A 24,207-nucleotide genomic window follows, 5' to 3' on the forward strand; every position below is an offset into this window, starting at 1 on the left:
TTCCGTACCGCAGTCGAAAGCATTCAGCGTATATGCGTATGTCCCGTTCGTTTCTTCAGGCCACCGCGATCGTCGGTGCGCTCGCGCTCGTCCCCGTCGCCACCGGGGCGATGGCGCAGGCCGACGCCGGCAGTTTCCGCGAACTCGACAATTTCATGGACGTCTATAACCGGGTGAAGGCGTCCTATGTCGACAAGGTCGACGACAAGACGCTGATGGAAGGGGCGATGCGCGGCATGCTGGCGGCGCTCGACCCGCATTCCAGCTATCTCGACGCCAAGGATTTCGAGAATCTGCGCATCGCCACGACCGGCAATTATTCGGGCCTGGGCCTGTCGGTCACGCTGGAGGACGGTGCGGTCAAGGTCATCACCCCGACCGAGGATACGCCCGCCGCCCGCGCCGGCATCAAGTCGGGCGATTACATCACCCATGTCGACGGCAAGCTGATCGTCGGCGGCACGCTCGACGAAGCGGTCGCGCAGATGCGCGGCCCCACGGGGTCGAAGGTATCGCTGACCATCGTCCGCCCCGGCCGTGACAAGCCGATCGAACTGACACTGGTGCGCAGCACGATCGTGCAGAAGCCGGTGAAGTGGGAAGTGAAGGACGGCATCGGCGTCATCAACATCAACACGTTCAGCGAGACGACCGGCGCCGACACCCGCGCTGCGATCGCCGGGATCGACAAGGCGTTGGGGCACAAGCCCAAGGGCTATGTCATCGACCTGCGCGACAATGGCGGCGGGCTGTTGACCCAGGCGATCGAGGTGTCCGACACCTTTCTGTCGCGCGGCGAGATCGTGTCGCAGCGCGGGCGCGACAAGGCGGACACCGAACGCTATTTCGCCGAGGAGATGGTACCGGGCGACCTCGCGCAGGGACTGCCGATCATCGTGCTGACCAATCCGGGCACGGCATCGGCATCGGAAATCGTCGCCGGCGCGCTGCAGGACCATCACCGCGCGATCGTGATGGGCGAGCGCAGCTTCGGCAAGGGATCGGTCCAGTCGATCTTCGACCTGTCGAAGAACACCGCGCTGCGCCTGACCACCGCGCGCTATCATACGCCATCGGGCCGGTCGGTGCAGGAAGGCGGCATCGACCCCGATCTGAAGGTCCCGCAGATTTCGGACCCCGATTACAAGAGCCGGCCAGTCTATCGCGAGGCCGATCTGCGCCGTCACCTGGTCAACGAAGCCGGGGTCGACGACAAGACGCTGACCGAGGACACCAAGGACGATCCGCGCTTCGCCGAGACCGCCGAGTCGCTCAAGAAGCGCGGCATCGACGATTTCCAGCTTTATTACGCGCTCCAGACGATGGGTCGGGTCGGTCCGACGACGCGGATGGCGGCGGCTGCCCCCAAGCCCGGCAAGCGCTGAGCGGATGCGCGCCAACGACTTGCCGCTCGCGCGCTGGATCGCGCTGCTGCTGCCGCTCACGCTGATCGCGGGGGCGCTCGGTTCGCAATATCTGGGCGGGCTGTACCCGTGCGAGATGTGCCATTGGCAGCGCTGGCCGCATTATGCGGCGATCGCGCTGGCCGCGCTGTCCTTCTTCGCGCCGCGTACCTCGGCCAAGCGGCTGCTGGTGATCCTGGCCGGCCTCAGCATCCTGACCAGCGGGCTGATCGGCGTGTTCCATGCCGGCGTCGAATATCATTGGTGGGAGGGGGTGACGGCCTGTGCCAACACGCTGCATGCGACCGGCGGCGACCTGTTGGCGGCGATCGTGCGGCAGCCGGTGGTGCGCTGCGACGTGCCGCAATGGACGTTCCTCGGCATCTCGCTCGCCGGCTTCAACGCGATCTTTTCGATCGCCGGCGCGTTGGTGGTGCTGATGCTGGCGACACGGAGGCGGACATGAGCAAATGGCGACCCGGCGATCCCCGGCCCGGCGGTATCAAGTCGATGATCCGCGTCGATCAGGCGGGCGAATATGGCGCGACGCGCATCTATGCCGGGCAGTTGGCGGTGATGGGCGACCGCAGCCCGATGTCGGCGGCGATCCAGGGCATGGCGCTGCAGGAGGCCGAGCACCGCGCCTATTTCGACGCGCTGATCGCCGAGCGTGGCGTGCGGCCGACGATCATCCAGCCGATCTGGGACGTGGCCGGCTTTGCGCTGGGTGCGGCGACCGCGGCGATCGGACCGGAGGCGGCGATGGCCTGCACCGCTGCCGTCGAGACCGAAATCGACAAGCATTATGAGGACCAGCTGACCGAACTGGGCGACGACGATCCCGAACTGGGCGCAGCGATCCGCAAGTTCCAGGCCGAGGAGCTGGAGCATAAGGAAGCGGCGCTGGCGCATGGCGCCGAACGCGCGCCGGCCTACCCCCTGCTATCGGCAGCGATCCGCGCGGGCTGCCGCATCGCCATCGAAGTTTCGAAACGCATTTGATCGTCCGGGCGTTACCCGGACAGGAGGATTTTGTGATGACCCGCACGCTTCTGGCCGGTGCCGCCACGATCGTCGCCTTTGCCATGCCGGCCGCGCCCGCCGCTGCGCAGGTCCGCAACGGCACGCTCGTCATCTATGGCAACGACAAATGCCCGACCAACGCCGATGGCGAGGAAATCGTGGTCTGCGTCCGCCGGGGCGAGCAGGAACGCTTTCGCATCCCCAAGGAGTTGCGCGACGTCGAACCAACCCGCGACGGCGAAAGCTGGGCGACGCGGGTGCAGGACAATCTGAACGCCGGGTCGAGCGGGATCGGCAGTTGCTCGACCGCCGGGGTCGGTGGACAGACCGGCTGCTTCATCCAGCGCGCCAATGCCGCGCGCGCGGAACGCCGGGCGCGGCGGCAGGCAGAGGAAAGCATCCCGCTGCCCTGACCGCCGCGACCTAGGGCGGCGCCTTATCCGCCCAGAACGTGCATCCACATCGGCTGACCGAGCACGCTGGCCGAGCTTTCCAGCTTCTCCAGCGCCTGCGCGACGCAGCGTTCCGGCCCTTCGTGCGTCACGATCGCGACCAGCACGCTACCATCGGCATTCGCGCCGCGCTGGATCAGGCTTTCGATCGAGACGCCGGCATCGCGCATTGCCGCCGCGATCTCGGCCAGCACCCCGACCTTGTCGGCGACGTGCAGGCGCAAATAGGCGCGGCCGCGGCGTTCGCCGGTCGGTTCGGGCGCGGCGGGGGTCAGGTCGGCGACCGGCATCGCATAGGGCGGACCGAATTCGCCACGAGCGATGTCGATCAGATCGGCGACCACCGCGCTGGCGGTCGGGCCGTCGCCGGCGCCGCGCCCCTGGAAGAACAGACGGCCGACGAAATTGCCCTCGGCCACCACGGCGTTCAGCGATCCGGTAACATGCGCCAGCGGATGGTCGAACGGCACGAGGTGCGGATGAACCCGCTGGAACAGGCCACGCGGCCCCGCTTCGCCGACCCCGACCAGCCGGATGCGATAGCCCAATGCCGCCGCCTCGGCGATGTCGGCGGCCAGCACGTGGCGGATGCCGGTGACCGCCACCGCATCGAACGCCGGCTGGGTGTTGAAGGCGAGGCTGGCGAGGATCGATAGCTTGTGCGCGGCATCGACGCCATCGATGTCGAAGCTGGGATCGGCCTCGGCAAAGCCCAGCGCCTGCGCCTCGGCCAGTACCTCGGCGAAGTCGCGGCCCTCGGCCTCCATCTTCGACAGGATGAAGTTGCAGGTGCCGTTGAGGATGCCGAAGACCTGCGAAATCTCGTTGGCCGCCGCCCCTTCGCGCAGGCCCTTGATGACCGGCACGCCACCGGCGACCGCCGCTTCGAACTTCAGCGCGACGCCCTTGTCCTCGGCAGCCTGGGCGAGTTCGAGGCCGTGATGCGCGATCATCGCCTTGTTGGCGGTGACGAAGCTCTTGCCCGCCGCCAGCGCACCGCGCGCCAGCGTCAGCGCAGGGCCGTCCGATCCACCGATCAGCTCGACGACGACATCGGCATCGCCGGCCTGCACCAGCGCGGCGGTATCGTCGACCCATTGGTAGCGCGACAGGTCGACGCCGCGGTCGCGCGTCCGGTCGCGCGCCGATACTGCGACGACCTCGATCGGACGGCCGGCGCGGCGTGCGATCAGCGCGCCATTGGTCTCGATCAGCCGAATCACGCCCGCACCCACGGTTCCAAGGCCGGCGATGGCGACGCGGAGCGGTTCGGTCATAGATCCCTCAATTGATTGACGTAACAAAATTGCGGCCGGAGCATCGCTCCGGCCGGTTTCGTGTCTCTAAAGGCGGTTGGCGATCAGGGGAACCCCGGGGCCGTCACTTCTTGATAAGGCCGATCTCGACCAGCCGCTCGTACAAATAGTCGTGCGAACTGATCGGGGTCGGATAGCGGTTCGGCCGCTCGTCACTGATGCAGCCGGGCAGCGTCTCGATCAGGAAATCGGGCGCGGGATGGAGGAAGAACGGCATCGAATAGCGCGAATGGCCGCGCCGTTCGGGCGAGGGGTTGACGACGCGGTGGGTGGTCGATGGCAGGACATGGTTGGTCAGACGCTGCAGCATGTCGCCGACATTGACGACCATCGCCCCCGGCGGCGGCGCGACCGGCAGCCAGCGGCCGTCGCGGTCGAGCAGTTCTAGGCCCGCTTCCTCGGCCCCCAGTAGCAGCGTGATGAGGTTGATGTCCTCATGCGCGCCAGCGCGGACCTCCGGGGCGTCGGCGGGGACCGGCGGATAATGGAGCAGGCGCAGCACCGAATTGCCGTCCTTCACCGCGCGGTCGAACCAGTTCGGCTCCAGTCCCAGATAGCGCGCGATCGCCGACAACAGTCGGTCACCCGCCGCATCCAGCGCGGCGAACAGGTCGAGAAACGCCTCCCGAAACCCCTCCGGCCGGTCGGGCCAGACATTGGCGGGCATCACGTCGCCATAGCGGTGGCCGGCGGCCAGTTCGCGGCCGACATGCCAGAATTCCTTCAGGTCGACATGGGTCGCACCCTTGGCGATTTCGGTCTTGAACGGGGTATAGCCGCGCGCGCCGCCGCCGCCCTCGACGAAATAGCGGCGCTTTTCTTCCTCGGGCAGGTCGAAGAACGCCTTGGTCATCGCCCAGGCGCGGTCGATCACGTCCTGATCGACGCCATGGTCGGATACCATCGCGAAACCGAAGCGTTGGAACGAGCCGCCGAAATCGCGGGCGAAGCCGTCGGGGTCCTGCTCGGCCTGGGCCATCGAAATCAGCGGAACCTGCGAAAGCGGCGTGTCGGCCATGGGTCTCAAAATCCTGAAAGATACCGGAACGAAGCCATGAAGATAGACGCACGGCCCGCCCACGAACAGGGTCATCCTTTGCGTGACGCGGGCCTTGAGTTCCGGCATGGGGATGATGCGATGCAACAACGTACTGATCCCCTGTCGCCCGACGCCTCCGCCGCGCTGACCGATGCCGCTCCCACCCCCGGCGACAGCGCTTCGGCGGATCGGGCGCCGCTGCCGTTCGGCGAGTTCGTGACGCTGATCGCGGCGCTGATGGCGCTGACCGCGCTCGGCATCGATTCGATGCTGCCGGCGCTGCCCGCGATCGGCGATGCGCTGGGCGTCGCCGAACCCAATACGCGCCAGTTCGTAGTGACCGCCTTCCTGCTCGGCTTTTCGATCGCGCAGCTGGCCTATGGTCCGCTCGCCGATCGCTATGGCCGGCGGCCGGTACTGATCTTCGCGTTGATCGCCAGCACGATCACCAATCTGGTCGCGGCGGTATCGGGCAGTTTCCTGCTGCTGCTGATCGCACGCTTCGCCTCCGGTGCGGCGGTGGCGGGTGGGCGCGTGGTGACGGTGGCGCTGGTGCGCGACTGTTATTCGGGCCGGGCGATGGCGCGGGTGATGAGCCTCGCCTTCATCTTCTTCATGGCCGCCCCGGTGCTGGCGCCGACCTTCGGCGAATTCGTCCTTGCCTTCGCCTCGTGGCGGTGGATCTTCGGCGGCATCGCGATCGTCACCGCCGCGGTGTTCGCATGGTTCGTGCTGCGCATGCCCGAGACGCTGCCGATGTCCGAACGCCAGCCGCTCGACCCCGGCCGGATCATGGAGGGCTATCGCATCGTGCTGCGCGATCGCTATGCGGTCGGCTATACCGTTGCGGCGGCGCTGCTGTCGGGCGGGCTGTTCGGCTTCGTCGGGTCGATCCAGCAGATCATGGAGGTGACGTTCGGCAAGCCGAAGCTGCTGACGGTCGTCTTCGCCTGTGTCGCCGGCACGATGGCGGCGGGGTCGTTCTTCAATTCGCGGATCGTGATGCGCTTCGGCACGCGGCTGATCTCGCACGCGGCGCTGCTGGGACTGGTCGCGGTGGCGGCGATCCATCTGGCGATCACGCTGGCGGGGATCGAGTCACTGGCCAGCTTCATCGTGCTACAGGCGATCATGATGGCCTGTTTCGGCCTCGCTTCCTCCAATTTCTCGGCGATGGCGATGGAGAATATGGGATCGATCGCGGGCACGGCGTCGTCGTTGCAGGGATTCGTGTCGATGCTGGGCGGAGCGGTGCTGGGCGCACTGATCGGGCAGGCGTTCGACGGGACCACCGTACCGCTCTATGGCGGGTTCCTGTTCCTCGGGCTGATCGCGGTACTGGTCGTGTTTCGTACCGAACATGGCCGGCTGTTCCGCCGCGGATAGGAACCGCCGCCGCCCGCAACGGGTTTCCCTGTCCTAACCAGCAGGAGTCATTCGATGGGCGGTCATCAGGTAAACGGTCAGGGGTCGGGCGACGACGGCTATGACGAGGACGGCTATGACGAAAGCCAGCGCGCCGAAATCCTCGAAGCGACCCGCGACGGCCCCAGCGACGGCACGATCCTGACCGACCTCGAACCCGATCTCGGCGCGTCCGACGATGAGGACGAGGACGAACTCGACATGGTCGACGACGAACTCGCCGAAGAGGACGAGGATGTGACGATCACCGGTCAGGGTGACCAGACCGAAGACGAATTGCAGGAAGATTTCGACGAGGACAATCTCGCCGAGGACGGCGACCTGAACGACGCAGATCGCGACGCGATCGAACCATGAGGACGGGGGCGATCGCCGGGCTGGCGCTGTTGCTGTCGGCCTGTGGCGGCGGCGGGGACGGTAATGCGACCGCGACGAACGACGTAGCGCCTGCCGAGCCGACGCCGGTCGCCGGTGCTCCGACGCCGGTGACGCCCTCGACCACGCTACCGCCGGGCGACGGCATTCCCGGCGTATCGGCCCCGCCCCCGGCCAACGAGGTCCGGCCTGCCGCCGTCCCTAATTCGGTCGTGACCGAAGCGGGGCCGCAGGAAGCGGTGGCGGTACTGAACCAGTATTTCGCCGCGATCGCCGCCCGGCGCTATGCCGACGCCTATCGCCTGTGGAACGGCCGTGGCGAGGCGTCGGGCATGTCGGAACAGGCGTTCGCCGACTCCTTCGCCAAATATGCCGACTATCGCGCGACGATCGGCACGCCCGGCCGGATCGATGCGGGTGCTGGGCAGCGCTACATCGAGATACCGGTGCGCGTCACCGGCCGGCTGCGCGACGGGACGCCGATATCGCTCGCCGGGCCGGTCACGCTGCACCGTACCGGCGATATCGATGGCGCAACCGCCGAACAACGGTCATGGCGGATCGACAATAGCGGTCTGAAACCGCGCCCCGTAACGGACACTACCACCCCGCAATGACTTCCCCGCGCTATGGCCGGACGATCACCGCCGGCCCCGACGACATCGACGAACTGGGCCATGTCAACAACGCGGTCTGGGTCCGCTGGATTCAGGACGTGGCGGTCGAGCATTGGCACGCGCTGGCCACCCCCGAACAGCATGCCGCCTATGTCTGGGTCATCACCCGCCACGAAATCGACTATCGCGGCAACGTCGTCGCGGGCGAGACGGTGACTGCCGAAACCTGGGTCGACGATGCACCGAAGGGCGCGCGGTTCGACCGGCTGATGCGCTTCACCGGCGCCGACGGCCGGGTGAAGGTCGATGCACGCACGACCTGGGCGTTGCTCGACCGGCACAGCGGGCGGTTGCTGCGGGTGCCGGCCGAGGTGGTCGAGCGGTTCACGCAATAGCCGCTCGTTCTCCGCGCAGACGGGGTCTGTACACGCTGCCGACGCAGCGTTGGTCATCAACATCAGCGTTGATGGATGCCGGCTTCGGAAGAGCGCTGCAAAAGCCCGCTACCTATACCCGGATCCCACCGTACCCAGCGCAGGCGGGGGTCCAGAGCCAAGCAAAACAACAGGTTGCGATCGTCGCTCTGGGTCCCCGCCTGCGCGGGGACACGGTATAGCGGACTCACGCGGAAGCTTAGCCGGCGTGGGAATGATAAGCATGGCCATTCCCGGCAGGGGAGCACATCCGTTCACCGCAGCAGGAAGCGGACCGCGACGTTGACCGTCAAATCCTGTTCGCCCGCCGCTACGGGCGTCGAATCGGCCATCTTCGCCACCCGCGCCATTTGCAGCATCGGCATCGGCGGTTGTGGCAATTGTCCTCCATCCTCGGAAATCAGCAGGATGCGGTCGACGCGCAGCCCGGCTGCCTTGGCGTAGAGCTCGGCACGGGCGCGCGCGCGGCGGATCGCGTCGGTGCGGGCCTCGTCGAGCGCGGCATCGGCAGCATCGACCGACAGCGTCGGCCCGTCGATCTGATTCGCTCCCTGCGCCACCAGTGCGTCGAGGATGGCGCCGCTCTTGGCGACATCGCGGAAGCGGACCGAGATGCTGTTGCTCGCCTGATAGCCGGTGATCGCCGGCGGCTGATTCTCGGCATAGCGATATTGCGGCTGCAACTGGATCTGCGCGGTCTGTAGATCGCGGTCGGCGACCCCGGCCTTGCGCAGCGCGGCGACGACGCGGGTCATGCGCTGCGCATTGTCCGACAGCGCGGCGGCGGCGGTCGCCGCTTGGCTGACCACGCCCGCGCGGATGGTCGCGATATCGGGCACCCGCGTCGCTTTCCCCGTCGCGCTGACGTCGAGCAGCGTGCCGTCGGTCAGGACCGGTGCCGAGACCGGCGCGACCTGTTGCGCGGCGGCGGGAAGCGCGGTTCCGATGGCGGCGAGGAGCAGGACGGAACGGAGCATCGACATTTCCCTTTCAAATACAGTCACGACGAACGATCGGTCGTTACGCACGCGCCGCAAAACGTGGCATGAACGCAATCGATGCAGCCCTTGCCGTTCTTATCGAAAAACGCGATGTCTATGCTTGAGGGCAGTGCTGTATTGATGTAATACAGCGCAAGAAGGGCTGGGGGCCCTCCAACAGGATGGGGTGGATGAATTACGAATCGACGTCGATCGCGGGTGACCGCCAGTTGCTGACCGGACCCGATGCCGCGCCGCGGTCGCGCCGCCGTGCCGTCATCGTCGGGATCGTGATCGTGCTGCTCGTCGTGGTCGGCGCCGTCTGGGCATTCGGTCGCAAGGGCGGGGATGCGCCCGCTACCAAGGGCCCGCCCCCTGCCGCCGCCGGCGCGCTGCCCAAGGTGACGGTGGTCGTGCCGGGCCGTGACACGGTGACCCGCGCGGTCTCCGGCACCGGATCGCTCGCCGCGCGGCGCGAAATGCCGGTCGGCGTCGTCGGGGAAGGCGGTCTGGTCACGCGAGTGCTCGTCGAGCCGGGTAGCTGGGTAAGCGCCGGACAAGTGCTCGCCACGGTCGATCGTTCGGTGCAGGCGCAAACCGCCGAATCGCTGTCGGCGCAGGTCCGCGTCGCCCGCGCCGATGCGCAGATCGCGCAGACCGAACTCGACCGGTCGAACCAGTTGGTCGAGCGCGGCTTCGTGTCGAAGGCCGATATCGATCGCAAGACCGCGACCCGCGACGCGGCCAATGCCCGCGTCCGCGTGGCGCAGGCGCAGCTGGCCGAGACGCAGGCACGCAACCGTCGTCTCGACATCCGCGCGCCTGCCGCCGGCCTCGTCCTGACCCGCGCGGTCGAGCCGGGCCAGGTCGTTGGCGGCAGCAGCGGCGTGCTGTTCCGCATCGCGATGGGCGGGCAGATGGAAATGCGCGCGCAGCTCTCCGAAGCCGATCTCGCCAATGTCCGCACCGGTTCGGCGGCGGAGGTCGTGCCGGTCGGCGATACCCGCGTGTTCAAGGGGCAGGTGTGGCAGGTCGCCCCGGTCATCGATCCGCAGACGCGGCAGGGTATCGCCCGCATCGCGCTGAATTATGACCCCGCGCTGCGCCCTGGTGGCTTCGCCAGCGCGCGCATCGGCGCCGGCGCGTCGACCGCGCCGCTGTTGCCCGAATCGGCGGTGCTCAGCGACGACAAGGGCAGCTATGTCTATCTGGTCGATGCGCAGAACAAGGTCGTGCGCCGCGACGTCCGCGTGGCCGAGGTGTCGGACGAAGGTGCCCTGATCGCCTCCGGGCTGATGGGCGACGAACGCGTGGTGGCGAGCGCCGGCGCGTTCCTCAATCCGGGTCAGGAGGTGGTGCCGGTCCGCGCCGCCGCCGCTGCCGCTCGCAAGGAATAGCGCCATGGGCTTTCGCAACATTTCGGCATGGGCGATCCGCAACCCGGTTCCGCCGCTGGTGCTGTTCCTCGCGCTGACGATCGCCGGGATCGTCAGCTTCATGCGCATGGACGTGAACCAGGACCCGGACATCGAATTCCCGGTTGCGATCGTCGTCATCAGCCAGCCCGGCGCCGCCCCCACCGAACTCGAAACGCAGGTGACGCAGCGGGTCGAGTCCGCCGTGCGCGCGCTCCAAGGCATCGATCAGATCGAATCGAGCGTGACCGAAGGCACCTCGACCACCGTCATCCAGCTCGACATCGGCACGCCGATCGACCGCGCCGTCAACGACGTGCGCGAGGCGGTGAACCAGATTCGCAGCCAGTTGCCCGACGGCATCCTCGAACCGCAAATCTATCGCGCCAACACCACCGATTCGGACATCGCGTCATGGACCGCGATCGGTGACGACATGACGCCCGAACAGCTCAGCTGGTATGTCGACAATACCGTCGCCAAGGAATTGCTGTCGATCGACGGCATGGCGACCGTCGAGCGGGTCGGCGGCGTCGACCGCGAGATCCGCGTCACGCTCGATCCCGCGCGCTTGCAGGCGCAGGGCCTGACCGCCAGCCAGGTCAACCAGGCGCTGCGCCAGGTCAATCTGAACGCGGCGGGCGGACAGGCGGAGATCGCCGGATCGCAGCAATCGGTCCGCGTGCTCGGCAACGCCGCCACCGCCTATGCCCTGTCACAGACGCAGGTGCCGGTCGGCGGCGGCCGTTCGGTCCGCCTCGCCGATATCGCCGAAGTTCGCGACGCCTATGCCGAGCCGAAGAGCCGCGCCGAATATAATGGCCGCCCGGTGCTGGCGTTCGATATCAAGCGTGCCAAGGGCGCGTCCGACGTCACCGTGTTCCACGAGGCGGAAAAGCGGATCGCCGAATTGCAGAAGCGCAATCCGCAGGTCCGCTTCGCGCTGCTGTCGAACTCGGTCGAATTTACCGAGATCCAATATCATTCGGCGATGACCGCGATGGTCGAAGGTGCGCTGCTCGCGATCGTCGTCGTGTTCCTGTTCCTGCGCGACTGGCGCGCGACGATCATCTCGGCGCTCGCCATTCCGCTGTCGGCGATACCCGCCTTCTGGTTCATGGACATGCTGGGCTTCACCCTCAACCAGATGACGCTGCTCGCGCTCAGCCTGGTCGCGGGCGTGCTGGTCGACGACGCGATCGTGGAGATCGAGAATATCGTCCGCCACATGCGCATGGGTAAATCCGCCTATCAGGCATCGATCGACGCGGCGGACGAAATCGGCATCGCGGTGCTGGCGACGACGATGGCGATCGTCGCCGTCTTCCTGCCGGTCGGGTTGATGCCGGGCATTTCGGGTCAGTTCTTCAAGAATTTCGGCCTGACCGTCGTCGCATCGGTGCTGATGAGCCTTGCCGTCGCGCGCCTCATCACGCCGATGATCGCTGCCTATTTCCTGAAGGCGCACGGGCATGCCAGCCATGGTGAAGGCTGGCTGATGGACCGCTATATGGGCGTGCTGCGCTGGACACTGCGCCATCGCTGGTCGACGATCGTCGGCGCGGTCGTCGCCCTCGCGCTGACCGTGGTAATGTTCATGGTCCTGCCGCAGACCTTCCAGCCGCCGCAGGACCGCGAACGCGTGACCGCCAGCGTCGAGATGGTGCCCGGCACCACGCTCGAACAGACCGCGGTCGTCGTGAAGCGCGTCGAGAATCTGCTGCGCGCCCAGCCGCTGGTCAAATCGGTCTATTCGTCGAGCTATGCCGGCAATGGCCGCGTGACCGCCGAGTTGATCGACAAGCCGAGCTTTGGCGAACGGCTGCGCCACAGCCTGGGCCTGGTCGACGACGCGACCTATGCCGCGAAGCGCACGACCAAGAGCACCGAATTCGAACGCGGCCTTGCCCCGCAACTGGCGGCGATCCCCGATGCGCGGGTGTCGTTCCGGTCGCAATTCGGCTGGGGCGGGTCCAACCGCGACCTGTCGATCACGCTGGGCGGCGACGATCCGGTCAAGCTGAACGAGACCGCCAACCAACTGGTCAAGCAGATGGAAAAGCTGCCGATGGTCGTCGCCCCGCGCGTGTCGGGCGACCTGAAGCGGCCGGAGATCATCATCCGCCCGCGCAGCGACCTGGCGGCCAGCCTGGGCGTCACCACCGCCGCGCTGTCGGGGGCGATCCGCATCGCGACGCTGGGCGATATCGACCAGAACAGCGCGCGCTTCTCGCTGTCCGACCGGCAGATCCCGATCCGCGTGGCGCTGTCGCGTGACGCCCGGTCGCGGCTGTCGACGATCCAGAACCTGCCGGTCCCGACCGGCAATGGCGGATCGGTGCCGCTGTCGGTCGTGGCGGACATCGGCTTCGGCGCGGGTCCGACCAAGATCGACCGCATCAACCAGCAACGCCGTCTGGTCGTCGGCGCCGATCTGGCGCCGGGCGTCGTGTCGGGCGTCGCGATGAAGGCGATCCACGACCTGCCGATCATGCAGAACCTGCCGCTCGGCGTCACCGAACTGACCGTCGGTCAGGCGAAGTGGCAGGGCGAGATGATCCAGAACTTCATCGTCGCGGTGATCTCGGGCATCTTCCTCGTCTTCGGCGTGCTGGTACTGCTCTACAAGCGGGTGATGCCGCCGTTCGTGAACATGGGGTCGCTGCTGCTGGCCCCGCTCGGCGGGCTGCTGGCGCTCTGGGTCACCGGCAATCCCATCTCGATGCCGGTCTATATCGGGTTGCTGATGCTGCTCGGCATCGTCGCCAAGAACTCGATCCTGCTGATCGACTTCGCGCTGGAGGAGATGGAGAAGGGCGTCGACAAGGAGGTCGCGATCCTCGACGCCGGGCACAAGCGCGCCCAGCCGATCGTGATGACCACGGTCGCGATGGTCGCAGGGATGGTGCCGACCGCGCTCGCGCTGTCGGGGGACGCATCGTTCCGCGGGCCGATGGGCATCACCGTGATCGGCGGCCTCACCCTTTCAACGCTGCTGACGCTGCTGATCGTACCGGGCGCGTTCAGTCTCGCGGTCGGGCTGGAGCGCTGGGTCGGCCCGCACCTGTCACGGCGGCTGCTCACCTATCGTCCGGGCGACGCCGACCGTCCGGCGATCGAGCACCAGCCGGGCGGGCATCTGCCGCCGGGCGACGGGCCGAAGTCGCTGCCGGCGGCGGAGTAGGATACCGCCGCCCCTTAACCCTGAACGTCACCCCAGCGCAGGCTGGGGTCTTCCGGTGAGAGCGCGCAGCAGGCGCGGCGAGAGACCCCAGCCTGCGCTGGGGTGACGTCTTTGGGACAGGGCGACGCGGCGACCCCGTTGAACTTTCCCCGCGGCCGGCGATTGTTTCGCCGATGCCACGATCCCCGACCCTTTCCCATGGCAGCGACGCGGTGCCCCTGCCCCTCAAGCGGATGCGGCGGGTCGCGACGCTGATGCTGGTGGCGATGGCGGTGCTGTTCCTGCTGTCGCGGCGCATGGAGGGGGTGCATCCGGCATGGGGCTTCGTCCAGGCCTTTGCTGAGGCGGCGATGGTCGGCGGCCTTGCCGACTGGTTCGCGGTCACCGCACTGTTCCGCCATCCGCTCGGCCTGCCGATCCCGCATACCGCGATCATTCCGCGCAACAAGGACCGGATCGGCGACACCCTCGCCGCCTTCCTGCGCGACAATTTCCTGACCGCGCATGTCGTCGCGCGGCGCATGTACCGGATGGATGCCGCCGCCATTGCCGGCCGCTGGCTGGCCGATCCGGCGACGCGCAGCGGACGGCTGCGCCACGGCGCCTCGCGCCTCGCGGTCAACGTGCTCGAAGGGCTCGACCCCGATCAGTTCGGGACGATGGTGCGCGGCGCGCTCGCCAACCGCTTGCGGGCGATGCGGGTGTCGCCCGCACTCGGCCGCACGCTGGAGGCGGCGATCGCCGAGGATCGCCACCTGCCGCTGGTCGACGCGATCATCCGCTGGACATCCAAGACGCTCGACGCGAACGAGGAACTGGTCCGCGCAATGATCCAGAAGCGCGCCGGGGCGGTGCTACGCTGGACCGGGCTCGACGCGACGCTGGCGACATCGGTGCTGAACGGCCTGCACAAGATGCTGGCCGAGGTCGCCGAAGACCCTGCCCATCCGCTCCGCGCCAAGGCGAACGAGGGCTTGGCGCTGCTTGCCCACGACCTGCAGCATTCTTCCGAGATGCAGGCGAAGGTCGAGCGGCTTAAGAACGACCTGATCGAAAACCCGGCGCTGGCTGGGTGGTGGATGGGGGTGTGGGAAAAGATTCGGGGTGGCCTGCTCAATGCCGCCCGCAATCCCGACCGTGCGCTCGCCGGACCGATCGGCGATGCGATGCGGCAACTGGGCCTGACGCTGCAAAGCGATCCGGTGTTGAAGGCCAAGGTCAACCGCTTCGTCCGCCGTGCGGTGGTGGGCGCGGTCGCCGATTATGGCGACGGCATCGTCCGGCTGGTGTCGGACACGGTACGCGGCTGGGATGCGCGGACGATCACCGGCCGGCTGGAAAATGCGGTCGGTCGCGATCTGCAGTTCATCCGCATCAACGGCACGCTGGTCGGGGGCACGGTGGGCCTAGCGATCCATGTCGTCGATATTTGGCTGTAGCGCAATTCGGCACCGCCCGCAGCGTCCTGGTCGTTGCCCCGGACTTGATCGGCGGCCCCACCTCTTCATCTGGCCGCCGCAAGAAGCGAGACCCCGTTTCAAGCCAAAACCTCTGCAAAAGTCGGTCGATCATCTGAAAACTGTCGTACCCCGGCGAAGGCCGGGGTCTAGTTGGGAGGGCTTTTCCGCACCTCGCCGACGTCCCCCAACTGGGCCCCGGCCTTCGCCGGGGTACGAGGAGGGACGTTCGCATAGGTCTCGAGCCAAACCCGGGGTGACGGTCGTACCGTCGCCGGGTGCCCTTCACCATGTCGTAGCGCCTGTGCCGACGGCGTGGTCGCTCCGCCGAAATCGTTACGCCCCTGTGGCTTGAGCGTCGCATCGGCTGCGCTATAGGCACGCCATGGTTCGCCTTTCGTTCGCCGGCCACGCTTTCGATGCCCTTTCCGCCGGTGCGCTGTTCTGGCCGGCGCGGCGGGCGTTGCTGTTCGCCGATCTGCATTTCGAGAAGGCGAGCTGGTTCGCGCAGTTCGGACAGATGCTGCCGCCCTATGACACGCTGGAGACGCTGGCGGGGATCGAGGCGGTGGTCGCGCGGACGCAGCCGGCGCAGATCTGGTGCCTTGGCGACAGTTTCCACGATATCGGCGGCTGCGACCGGTTGTCCGAGGAGGCGCAGGCGCGGTTGCGCGCGTTGACGGCGGCAAGCGACTGGACATGGATCACCGGCAATCACGACCGGATCGTCGCCGATCATTGCGGCGGGCGGGTGATCGACGAAGCCGTGGTCGATGGACTGGTGCTGCGCCACGAAGCCGATCCGCGCGAGACCCGGGCCGAACTGTCGGGCCATTTCCATCCCAAGCTGCGCGTGAAGCTGCGCGGCCGCGGCGTGTCGCGGCGTTGTTTCGTGGCGACCGCGACCAAGCTGATCCTGCCCGCCTTCGGATCGCTGACCGGCGGGCTGGACGCGCATCACCCCGAAATCGTCCGTGCAGTCGGCAGCGGTGCCGAGGCGCTGATCGCGCTCGAGGACCGGTTGCTGCGCTTTCCGCTGGCGGCGTAGCGGCGTCCGCCGTTCGGTCGAACCCCGCAACGCTTGAACCCGCCGCCCCGCACATCTACCGCAGCGCCCATGGATTCCCGTTTCGGTCCCGATCGCCGCGCGACCCTCGCCACCCCGCTGGCGCTGGATGGCGGCGCGACCCTGCCCGCGATCGATATCGCCTATGAAACCTATGGCACGCTGTCGCCGGCGCGCGATAATGCGATCCTGATCTGCCATGCGCTGACCGGCGATCAGCATGTCGCCTCCACCCATCCACGCACCGGCAAGCCCGGCTGGTGGTCGCGGATGGTCGGTCCGGGTAAGCCGATCGACCTGAACAAGCATTTCGTCATCTGTTCGAACGTGCTGGGCAGCTGCATGGGGTCGTCGGGTCCGGCCAGCATCGATCCCGCGACCGCCAGCCCATGGGCGATGCGCTTCCCCGTGCTGACCATCCGCGACATGGTGCGCGCGCAGGGGATGCTGCTCGACCATCTCGGCATCGACCGGTTGCGCGCGGTGGTCGGCGGATCGATGGGCGGCATGCAGGCGCTGTCCTGGTCGGCGACGCTGCCCGACCGGGTGGCGGCGGTGGTGGTGATCGCGTCGACCGCGCGGCATTCGGCGCAGAACATCGCCTTTCACGAAGTCGGGCGACAGGCGATCATGGCCGATCCCAACTGGCGCGGCGGCGACTATTATGCCGACGGATCGCCGCCCGCCGCCGGGCTGTCGGTGGCGCGGATGGCGGCGCACATCACCTATCTGTCCGAAGCGGGTCTGACCGCCAAATTCGGCCGCAAGCTGCAGGCGCGCGCCGATGGACAGGCCGGCGCCAAGACCTTCGGCTTCGATGCCGATTTCCAGGTCGAAAGCTATTTGCGCCATCAGGGGTTGGCCTTTACCGACCGGTTCGACGCCAACTCCTATCTCTACATCACCCGCGCGCTCGATTATTTCGATCTGGCGGAGGAACATGGCGGCGTGCTCGCCAACGCCTTCCGGCAGACGAAGGCGCGGTTCTGCATCGTCAGCTTCGATACCGACTGGCTCTATCCGACCGCCGAATCGCGCAACATCGTCCACGCGCTGAACGCCGCCGGGGCGCCGGCCAGCTTTGTCGAACTGTCCTCGCCCTTCGGGCACGACGCATTCCTGCTCGATTCGCCCGAACTCGACCGGATCATGCGCGGCTTTCTGGAGGCGACGATATGAGCCTGCGCCCCGACCTTGCGATCATCGCCGCGCATGTCGCGCGCGGGTCGCGCGTGCTCGATGTCGGCTGCGGCGACGGGCAGTTGATGGCGGCGCTTCGCGACACGCGCGGCGTCGATGCGCGTGGGCTGGAAATCGATCCGGGCAACGTCGCCGATGCGATGGCACGCGGGTTGTCGGTGATGCAGGGCGATGCCGATCGCGACCTTGCCGACTATCCTGATGCCAGCTTCGACTATGCGATCCTTAGCCAGACGTTGCAGACGGCGATGCGGCCGCATGTCGTGCTCGACCATCTGCTGCGCATCGGCGCGCAGGCGTTCGTGTCCTTCCCGAACTTCGCGCATTGGCGAGTGCGCGCCTCGCTGCTGTGGGGCGGACGAATGCCGGTGACCCGGCTGCTGCCCCTCGAATGGTATGAGACGCCGAACATTCACCACGTGACCATCGACGATTTCCGGGCGTTCGTCGCAAAGCGGGGGATCACCGTCGTCGATGCATGGTTCCTGTCGGGAGGCAAGCGCACCACGGCGGCGGCGGCCAATTTCCGCGCCGAACATGCGGTCTTCCTGCTGCGACGCTGATCGCGCCGGGGAAGAAGGGGAGTGAGGACGATGCGTACCCGCCTGCTATTGGCCATCGCATGCGGTGTGTCGCTCCTCGCGGGGTGCGCCCGCAAGACGCCGGAGGTGGCGACCGTCACCCCGCCGCCGGTGCTGGTCCCCCCGCCCGCGCCGAAACCATTGCCGCCGCAGGGGGCGGCGCCCAACCTGACCATCCCGGCGGCGACGCCCGATGGCGGCTATGCGACGCTCAACCGCGGGCTGACGACCGATGCCGCGCTGTGGCATTTGCGCGCGGCGCTGAATGTCGCGGCGCTCCAGTGCAATATTGACGATCCGGCGGTGGTCGCGGCCTATAACCGGCTGCTCAAGGTCCATGCCGCGCGCTTCGCCGCCGCGTTCAAGGCGCTGGAGACCGAATATAGGCGCGGCGGCGGCGACTGGCAGGACCGGTTCGACGACGCGATGACCCGCCTCTACAACTATTTCGCCCAGCCGCCGGTCCGCGACGCCTTTTGCGCACGGGCGCTGCCGATGTTGACACAGGTCGCCGATATGCCGGCGGGCGGGCTCGACGCCTTTGCAGCGCCCGGAATCGCGGCGCTCGATCAGCCGTTCGTCGATTTCTACCGCGCCTATGACCAATATCGCGCGGCACTGGCAACTTGGAGTGCCGCACAGCCGCCGGTGCTGACCGTCGACCCGCAAATATTGACGACTTCCAGCGACGTAACCGCCCACTGACGCTTGCCAGCGACGCCGCTACGCGACACCTTCGTCACCATGTCCAACGCACCCATTCGCATCGGCATCGGCGGCTGGACCTTCCCGCCGTGGCGCGGCAGCTTCTATCCCGAGAAACTGCCGCAAAAGCGTGAGTTGGAATATGCGGCCCAAGCGCTGACCGCGATCGAAATCAATGCGACCTATCACGGCACCCAAAAACCGGCGAGCTTCGCCAACTGGGCCGCGACCGCACCCGACGGCTTCGTCTTCGCGGTGAAGGCATCGCGCTTCTGCACCAACCGCAAGGTGCTGGCCGAGGCCGGCGGATCGATCGCGAAGTTCATCGGCTCGGGCATCACCGAACTCGGCGACAAGCTCGGCCCGATCCTGTGGCAGTTCATGGCGACCAAGAAATTCGACACCGACGACTTCGCCGCCTTCCTCGCCCTCCTCCCCGCAACCGAAGCAGGGGTGAAGTTGCGCCACGCGGTACAGGTCCGCCACGACAGTTTCCATGTCCCCGAATTCGTCGCCATGGCGCGCAAGGCGGGGGTCGCGATCGTCTATGCCGATGCGGCGGAGTATCCGGCCATCGCCGACGTCACCGGCGACTTCGTCTATGCCCGGCTGGAAAATGCCGTCGAGGACGTTGCTACCGGCTATGACGACGACGCGCTCGATCGCTGGGCGGAGGCGGCACGGACCTGGGCAGTGGGCGGTGCGCCCGACGGCCTGCCCTATGCCGACCCGACCCCGCCGCCCAGACAGCCTCGCGAGACCTATATCTTCTTCATCAATGGCGCGAAGGTCAGGGCACCGGCCGGCGCACAGGCGCTGATCGAGCGCGTCAAATAATCACATCCCCTCGCGGCGCAGCGGGCGGCTGAGCAGCGTGTCGATCACCTGTCCGACCGGGATGCCGTTGAGCAGCGCACCGACCGCCGCCGTGACCGGCATGTCGACGCCCGCTTCGGCCGCCGCCTCGCACAGCACCGGCGCGGTGAACGCGCCCTCGGCGACCGTTCGGCGATCGGCGAGCAGATTGGCGGCGGCGCGGCCCTGCCCCAGCCCGACGCCCAGCGAATAGTTGCGCGAGGCGGTCGACGAACAGGTCAGCACCAGATCGCCCAGCCCCGACAACCCGGCCAGCGTCTCCGCACGAGCCCCGCGGGCGAGGCCGAAACGGGTCATTTCGGCAAAGCCGCGTGCAATCACCGAAGCGCGGGCATTCTGGCCCAGCCCCGCCCCCTCGACCACGCCACAGGCGATGGCGAGTACGTTCTTGACCGCCCCGCCGATCTCCGCACCGATCACGTCGTCGCTGGCATAGGGGCGGAAGCCCGGTGCGGCGAGCCGTTCGGCCAACTGATCGCGCAAGTCCGCATCGGCGCAGGCGAGGGTGACCGCGGTCGGCTTGCCTGCCGCGACCTCGTGCGCGAAGGTCGGGCCGGACAGTACCGCGACCGGCGCCTGCGGGTGCACCGCGCGCGCGACCTCGCCGACCAGCATCCGGCTGCCCGCCTCGATCCCCTTGGCGCACAACACCAGAGCACGTTCGCCGACGTCGATCGTCGACAATATGCTGCGCACATGCTGCGCCGGAGTGACCACCAACAGCGCCTCCGCCGTGGTGAGGTCGGCGCTGTCGGTCGTCGCGCGGATGGAGGGCGACAGGGTGACGCCGGGCAGGAATACCGGGTTCTCGTGCCGGTCGTTGATCGCGTCGGCGACGTCGCGCTCGCGCACCCACAGCGTCACGTCGCCGCCGCGCGCAGCGACCTGTGCCAGCGCGGTGCCCCATGCGCCGCCGCCGATGACCCCGATCCTCATGCCTTCACTCCTGCCCCGCGCACCTTTTCCGCCGACGGATCGAGCGGCCAGCGCGGCCGCGCCGCCACGTCGAGTGGGTCGCTGAAGCCCGCCATGAACCGCTCCGCGCCGGCCCAGGCGATCATCGCCGCATTGTCGGTACACAGCCAGAGCGGCGGCGCGACGAAGCGCAGGTCGTTGGCTGCGGCCAGTTGCTCCAACGCACCGCGTACCGCGCGATTGGCGGCGACCCCGCCCGCCACGACCAGCGCGGTGACCGGCCCGGCCAGCTTCAGCGCCAGCCGCGTCCGGTCGAGCAGGCAGTCGACCACGGCCTGCTGGAACGATGCGGCGATATCGGCGACCGAATGGCTGCCCGCCTCGTGCGCGCGCAGGACGGCGCTCTTCAAACCGGCGAAGGAGAAATGCGGGTCGGGCGTACCGATCAGCGGCCGGGGCAATGGTACCGCCCGCGCATCACCGTCCAGCGCCGCCGCCTCGACACGCGGGCCGCCGGGATAGCCGAGCCCCAGCACCTTCGCGGTCTTGTCGAACGCCTCGCCCGCCGCATCGTCGATCGTGGTGCCCAGCCGACGATAGCGGCCAACGCCGTCGACGCGTAGCAACTGGCAATGGCCGCCGGACACTAGCAACAACAGATAGGGATAGGCGAGGTCGGGATCGGTCAGTCGCGGCGACAGCGCATGCCCCTCCAGATGATTGACCGCGACGAGCGGCTTGTTCGCCGCGAGCGCCAGCGCCTTGGCAGTAACCAGCCCGACCATCACCCCGCCGATCAGCCCCGGCCCGGCGGTCGCGGCGATCGCATCGACCTCCGCCAGCTTCACACCGGCATCGGCCAGCGCCCCTTCGACCAGCGACGGCAGGATCTCGACATGCGCGCGCGCGGCGATTTCGGGCACGACCCCGCCATAGGGGGCATGCGCCGCTTCCTGTCCGGCAAGGCGGTGCGACAGTATCGTGCGGTCGCCGCGGACGAGCGCGACGGCGGTTTCGTCGCAGCTGGATTCGATACCGAGGATGAGGGGGTTGGCCATCCGTCCGGCCTTAGCGCGGATTGGGGGGCGGGAGGAAGGTCGGTTCACGCGAGGGCGCGGAGACGCGGAGTAAGAGCGGGAATTGTCTTCGCGCCTGTGCGTGAACAACCCTGCGCCACCTTGCCCCGGCCGACAGCGACGGATAGCGAGCGACCATGACCTTCAAACTAGGCACGCGCGGATCGCCGCTGGCGCTGGTACAGGCGCATGCCACGCGCGATGCGCTGGCGATGGCGCATCAGATCGATCCGGCGACCATCGAGATCGTGACGATCAAGACCACCGGCGACCGGGTGCAGGACCGCGCGCTGGCCGAAATCGGCGGCAAGGCGCTGTGGACCAAGGAACTCGACCGGGCGCTGTGCTGCGGCGAGATCGACGCAGCGGTCCATTCGATGAAGGATGTCGAGACGATCCGCCCAACCGAGATCCGCATCGCCGCAATGCTGCCGCGCGCCGATGTCCGCGACCGGCTGGTCGGGATCGCGTCGCTCGGCGAACTGCCCCCGGGCGGGGTCGTCGGCACTAGCAGCCCGAGGCGGGCGGCGCAGGTGCTGCACCACCGCCCCGATGCGAAGATCGTGCTGTTCCGCGGCAACGTCGACACGCGCCTCGGCAAACTGGCGGCGGGGGAGGTCGACGCGACGCTGCTCGCCGCTGCCGGCCTCACGCGACTGGGGCGGCCCGATGTCGGGACGGCGGTGGCGATCGGCGACATGCTGCCCGCGCCGTCACAGGGCGCGGTCGGGATCGAGGTGCGGGCGGAGGACGCGCGCACCCTCGCCTTCGTCCGCGCGATCGACCATGCGCCGACGCATCAGGCGGTGCGCGCCGAACGCGGCTTTTTGGCGGCGTTGGGGGCCGATTGCCATTCGCCGGTGGCGGCGCTGGCGACGATCGCGGGCGACGTGCTGACGCTGACCGGACAGTTGCTGGCGCAGGACGGCAGCGCGCAGGTGCGGGGCAGCGTCAGCGGCGCGATCGACGATATCGACCTGCCGCGCGGCCTTGCCGAAACGCTGCTGGCGCAGGCACCGGAGCATGTCGCCAAGCTGTTCGCGCGATGACCCTGCCGATCGCGGTGTTGCGTCCCGAACCGGGCAATGCCGCGACCGCCGCCGCGATCGAGGCGCTCGGCCGGCGCGCGATCCGGCTGCCGCTGTTCGATATCGTGCCGTTGCCATGGGACGGTCCCGACCCAGCCGCCCATGACGTGCTGGTCCTGACCAGTGCCAATGCGGTGCGCCACGCCGGTCCGGCACTCGCCCGCTATGCCGCGCTGCCGGTACATGCGGTGGGTGCGGCGACGGCGGCGGCAGCGCGGGCGGCGGGACTGCGCGTCGTCGCGACCGGCAGCGGCGATGGCCAGGCGCTGCTCGATGCCGCGCAGGATGGCGGGGTACGGGCCGCACTGCTGCTGACCGCACGCGACCGGGCGGTGGCGGCCCACCCGGCGGTGTCCGCGATCGCGACGGTCTATGCCAGCGAGGCGATCGACCGGGTCGATGCGACGCCGCTCGCCGGATCGGTCGCGTTGGTCCATTCACGGCGTGCAGCCGAGCGGATGGCGGATATCGTCAACGACCGCAGTCACATCGCCATCGCCGCCATCTCTGATGCCGCGGCAAGCGGGCTGGGCGGCGGCTGGCGGGCGGTGACGGTGGCGGCGCGGCCCGAGGATGCCGCGGTCATCGCCGCTGCCATCATGCTTGCTGACACGCTCGCTCGCGATTGACCCGGCGCACGGGCGCGGAGATAAGGCGGCATGATGAGCGAAGACCCGTCCTTTGCGACGACCAGCCGCCCGTACCGGCAGCGACGCAGCCGGGGATGGCTCCTCATCGCCCTGCTCGCCTTCCTGATCGGCATCGGCGCGACGCTGGCCGTGCTGCGCTATTTAGCCCCCCGGCTCGGCTGGAGCGGATCGACGCAGGCCACGACGCCCGCCGCGCAACCCACCGCCACCCCAACGCCGCAACCGGTCGCAGCCAGCGCATTGCCGATCCTGTCGGCGCGCGAGGCGGCACTGGCAGCGCGGATCGGCGAACTGGAGACGCGGATCGTCGGGCTCGACACCAGCGCGCGCAATGCGGCCGGCTATGCGACGCGGGCCGAGGACATGATGGTGGTCGTCGCCACCCGCCGCGCGCTCGATCGCGGTCGCCCGCTCGACTATCTCGAGGGGCAGTTGCGCGACCGCTTCGGCACCAGCCGTCCCGACGCGGTCCGTACGCTGATCGCCGCTGCGCAGAACCCGGTGACGCTCGACGACCTGCGCAGCGCGCTCGACGCGGTTGCAACGCCACTGGTCGCCGGCCGGTCGGGCGAGGGCTTCTGGGACGGGCTGCGCCGTGAATTCGGGCAGTTGATCGTGCTGCGCCAGGGACCGACGCCCAGCAGCCGCCCGATCGACCGGCTCGACCGTGCCCGGCGACGGCTCGACACCGGACAGGTCGAGCTAGCGATGGCCGAGATCGAACGCATGCCCGGTGCTGCCAGCGCGCGCAGCTGGACCGCAGCGGCACAACGCTATGTCGACGCGCGCAAGGCGCTGATCGAGCTTGAATCGGTCGCGCTGACCGCCCCGCCGCCGGCGCCCGTCGCGCCGCCCGCCCCGGTACAGGCCGCGCCGCAATCCGCTTCCCCGGTCGCCGCCGATCCTGCCGACCCGACGCTGTGAGGAACA

24 protein-coding genes are annotated in these 24,207 nt (G+C 68.2%); 19 read left to right on the forward strand and 5 right to left on the reverse strand.

Annotated elements, in window-relative coordinates; translation table 11 throughout:
- The first annotated feature begins 38 nt into the window (after nucleotides 1–38).
- The 4 genes from ACTHQV_RS13875 to ACTHQV_RS13890 are packed head-to-tail and all read left to right on the forward strand — an operon-like array spanning nucleotide 39 to nucleotide 2,839.
- The gene (locus ACTHQV_RS13875) at nucleotides 39–1,385 is read left to right on the forward strand and encodes a S41 family peptidase (RefSeq protein WP_440491127.1); all 1,347 of its coding nucleotides are present in this window, start codon (nucleotides 39–41) and stop codon (nucleotides 1,383–1,385) included.
- Between the two features lie 4 nt (nucleotides 1,386–1,389).
- Nucleotides 1,390–1,869, forward strand: a complete 480-nt coding sequence (locus ACTHQV_RS13880; RefSeq protein ID WP_440491063.1) for a disulfide bond formation protein B — start codon at nucleotides 1,390–1,392, stop codon at nucleotides 1,867–1,869.
- Nucleotides 1,866–2,405: a demethoxyubiquinone hydroxylase family protein gene (locus tag ACTHQV_RS13885; RefSeq protein ID WP_440491065.1), complete on the forward strand. Its 540-nt coding sequence runs from the start codon at nucleotides 1,866–1,868 to the stop codon at nucleotides 2,403–2,405. The genes ACTHQV_RS13880 and ACTHQV_RS13885 overlap by 4 nt, the downstream gene beginning before the upstream one ends.
- Before the next feature lie 35 nt (nucleotides 2,406–2,440).
- Nucleotides 2,441–2,839 (forward strand): hypothetical protein, encoded by a 399-nt coding sequence (locus ACTHQV_RS13890; RefSeq protein ID WP_440491067.1) that lies wholly within the window; start codon nucleotides 2,441–2,443, stop codon nucleotides 2,837–2,839.
- Between the two features lie 23 nt (nucleotides 2,840–2,862).
- Here ACTHQV_RS13890 and ACTHQV_RS13895 read toward each other — a convergent pair whose 3' ends face one another.
- Together ACTHQV_RS13895 and ACTHQV_RS13900 are read right to left on the reverse strand one after the other, a co-directional pair.
- Nucleotides 2,863–4,155, reverse strand: coding sequence for a homoserine dehydrogenase (locus tag ACTHQV_RS13895; RefSeq protein WP_440491069.1), 1,293 nt, complete (start codon nucleotides 4,153–4,155; stop codon nucleotides 2,863–2,865).
- A 103-nt stretch (nucleotides 4,156–4,258) separates the two neighbouring features.
- Complete coding sequence (locus ACTHQV_RS13900; RefSeq protein ID WP_440491071.1) at nucleotides 4,259–5,212, reverse strand: isopenicillin N synthase family dioxygenase; 954 nt, start codon at nucleotides 5,210–5,212, stop codon at nucleotides 4,259–4,261.
- Between the two features lie 120 nt (nucleotides 5,213–5,332).
- Between ACTHQV_RS13900 and ACTHQV_RS13905 the strand changes: the two genes are divergently transcribed.
- The 4 genes from ACTHQV_RS13905 to ACTHQV_RS13920 are packed head-to-tail and all read left to right on the forward strand — an operon-like array spanning nucleotide 5,333 to nucleotide 8,045.
- Entirely contained in the window at nucleotides 5,333–6,619 is a 1,287-nt protein-coding gene (locus ACTHQV_RS13905) for a multidrug effflux MFS transporter (protein WP_440491073.1), read from the forward strand.
- A 54-nt stretch (nucleotides 6,620–6,673) separates the two neighbouring features.
- Nucleotides 6,674–7,015 (forward strand): DNA primase, encoded by a 342-nt coding sequence (locus ACTHQV_RS13910; RefSeq protein ID WP_440491074.1) that lies wholly within the window; start codon nucleotides 6,674–6,676, stop codon nucleotides 7,013–7,015.
- Nucleotides 7,012–7,650, forward strand: a complete 639-nt coding sequence (locus ACTHQV_RS13915) for a hypothetical protein (RefSeq protein WP_440491075.1) — start codon at nucleotides 7,012–7,014, stop codon at nucleotides 7,648–7,650. The genes ACTHQV_RS13910 and ACTHQV_RS13915 overlap by 4 nt, the downstream gene beginning before the upstream one ends.
- A complete protein-coding gene (locus ACTHQV_RS13920; RefSeq protein ID WP_440491076.1) occupies nucleotides 7,647–8,045 on the forward strand; it encodes an acyl-CoA thioesterase in 399 nt (132 codons plus the stop codon). Before ACTHQV_RS13915 ends, ACTHQV_RS13920 begins: the two co-directional genes overlap by 4 nt.
- Nucleotides 8,046–8,338: 293 nt before the next feature.
- Here ACTHQV_RS13920 and ACTHQV_RS13925 read toward each other — a convergent pair whose 3' ends face one another.
- The gene (locus tag ACTHQV_RS13925) at nucleotides 8,339–9,061 is read right to left on the reverse strand and encodes an SIMPL domain-containing protein (protein ID WP_440491077.1); all 723 of its coding nucleotides are present in this window, start codon (nucleotides 9,059–9,061) and stop codon (nucleotides 8,339–8,341) included.
- Nucleotides 9,062–9,255: 194 nt separating this feature from the next.
- Here ACTHQV_RS13925 and ACTHQV_RS13930 point away from each other — a divergent pair, with 194 nt between their 5' ends.
- The 8 genes from ACTHQV_RS13930 (at nucleotide 9,256) to ACTHQV_RS13965 (ending at nucleotide 19,509) form a co-directional block, all read left to right on the forward strand.
- Complete coding sequence (locus tag ACTHQV_RS13930; protein ID WP_440491079.1) at nucleotides 9,256–10,461, forward strand: efflux RND transporter periplasmic adaptor subunit; 1,206 nt, start codon at nucleotides 9,256–9,258, stop codon at nucleotides 10,459–10,461.
- 4 nt (nucleotides 10,462–10,465) lie between these two features.
- On the forward strand, nucleotides 10,466–13,663 hold the full coding sequence (locus ACTHQV_RS13935) for an efflux RND transporter permease subunit (RefSeq protein WP_440491081.1): 3,198 nt from the start codon (nucleotides 10,466–10,468) through the stop codon (nucleotides 13,661–13,663).
- A gap of 173 nt (nucleotides 13,664–13,836) precedes the next feature.
- On the forward strand, nucleotides 13,837–15,102 hold the full coding sequence (locus ACTHQV_RS13940; protein ID WP_440491082.1) for a DUF445 domain-containing protein: 1,266 nt from the start codon (nucleotides 13,837–13,839) through the stop codon (nucleotides 15,100–15,102).
- 403 nt (nucleotides 15,103–15,505) lie between these two features.
- Nucleotides 15,506–16,168: a ligase-associated DNA damage response endonuclease PdeM gene (gene pdeM, locus ACTHQV_RS13945; RefSeq protein WP_440491084.1), complete on the forward strand. Its 663-nt coding sequence runs from the start codon at nucleotides 15,506–15,508 to the stop codon at nucleotides 16,166–16,168.
- 69 nt (nucleotides 16,169–16,237) lie between these two features.
- A complete protein-coding gene (gene metX, locus ACTHQV_RS13950; protein WP_440491085.1) occupies nucleotides 16,238–17,365 on the forward strand; it encodes a homoserine O-acetyltransferase MetX in 1,128 nt (375 codons plus the stop codon).
- Complete coding sequence (gene metW, locus ACTHQV_RS13955; RefSeq protein WP_440491086.1) at nucleotides 17,362–17,949, forward strand: methionine biosynthesis protein MetW; 588 nt, start codon at nucleotides 17,362–17,364, stop codon at nucleotides 17,947–17,949. Before metX ends, metW begins: the two co-directional genes overlap by 4 nt.
- 30 nt (nucleotides 17,950–17,979) lie before the next feature.
- A complete protein-coding gene (locus tag ACTHQV_RS13960) occupies nucleotides 17,980–18,672 on the forward strand; it encodes a hypothetical protein (protein ID WP_440491087.1) in 693 nt (230 codons plus the stop codon).
- Nucleotides 18,673–18,711: 39 nt separating this feature from the next.
- Entirely contained in the window at nucleotides 18,712–19,509 is a 798-nt protein-coding gene (locus tag ACTHQV_RS13965; RefSeq protein ID WP_440491089.1) for a DUF72 domain-containing protein, read from the forward strand.
- Here ACTHQV_RS13965 and ACTHQV_RS13970 read toward each other — a convergent pair whose 3' ends face one another.
- Nucleotides 19,510–20,484 (reverse strand): NAD(P)H-dependent glycerol-3-phosphate dehydrogenase, encoded by a 975-nt coding sequence (locus tag ACTHQV_RS13970; protein WP_440491091.1) that lies wholly within the window; start codon nucleotides 20,482–20,484, stop codon nucleotides 19,510–19,512. It lies immediately after the preceding gene.
- Entirely contained in the window at nucleotides 20,481–21,521 is a 1,041-nt protein-coding gene (tsaD, locus tag ACTHQV_RS13975) for a tRNA (adenosine(37)-N6)-threonylcarbamoyltransferase complex transferase subunit TsaD (RefSeq protein ID WP_440491093.1), read from the reverse strand. The genes ACTHQV_RS13970 and tsaD overlap by 4 nt, the downstream gene beginning before the upstream one ends.
- Before the next feature lie 155 nt (nucleotides 21,522–21,676).
- Here tsaD and hemC point away from each other — a divergent pair, with 155 nt between their 5' ends.
- From hemC to ACTHQV_RS13990, 3 genes are read left to right on the forward strand one after another with little or no spacing between them, the layout of a single operon-like run.
- A complete protein-coding gene (hemC, locus tag ACTHQV_RS13980; RefSeq protein WP_440491094.1) occupies nucleotides 21,677–22,588 on the forward strand; it encodes a hydroxymethylbilane synthase in 912 nt (303 codons plus the stop codon).
- Nucleotides 22,585–23,256: a uroporphyrinogen-III synthase gene (locus tag ACTHQV_RS13985; protein WP_440491095.1), complete on the forward strand. Its 672-nt coding sequence runs from the start codon at nucleotides 22,585–22,587 to the stop codon at nucleotides 23,254–23,256. The genes hemC and ACTHQV_RS13985 overlap by 4 nt, the downstream gene beginning before the upstream one ends.
- 33 nt (nucleotides 23,257–23,289) lie before the next feature.
- Nucleotides 23,290–24,201 carry a hypothetical protein gene (locus ACTHQV_RS13990; RefSeq protein WP_440491097.1) on the forward strand — a complete coding sequence of 304 codons (912 nt, stop codon included), beginning with the start codon at nucleotides 23,290–23,292 and terminating at the stop codon, nucleotides 24,199–24,201.
- The last annotated feature ends 6 nt before the right edge of the window (nucleotides 24,202–24,207 follow it).

It is taken from the genome of Sphingomonas sp. SAFR-052, assembly GCF_051965015.1.
Lineage (GTDB): Bacteria > Pseudomonadota > Alphaproteobacteria > Sphingomonadales > Sphingomonadaceae > Sphingomonas.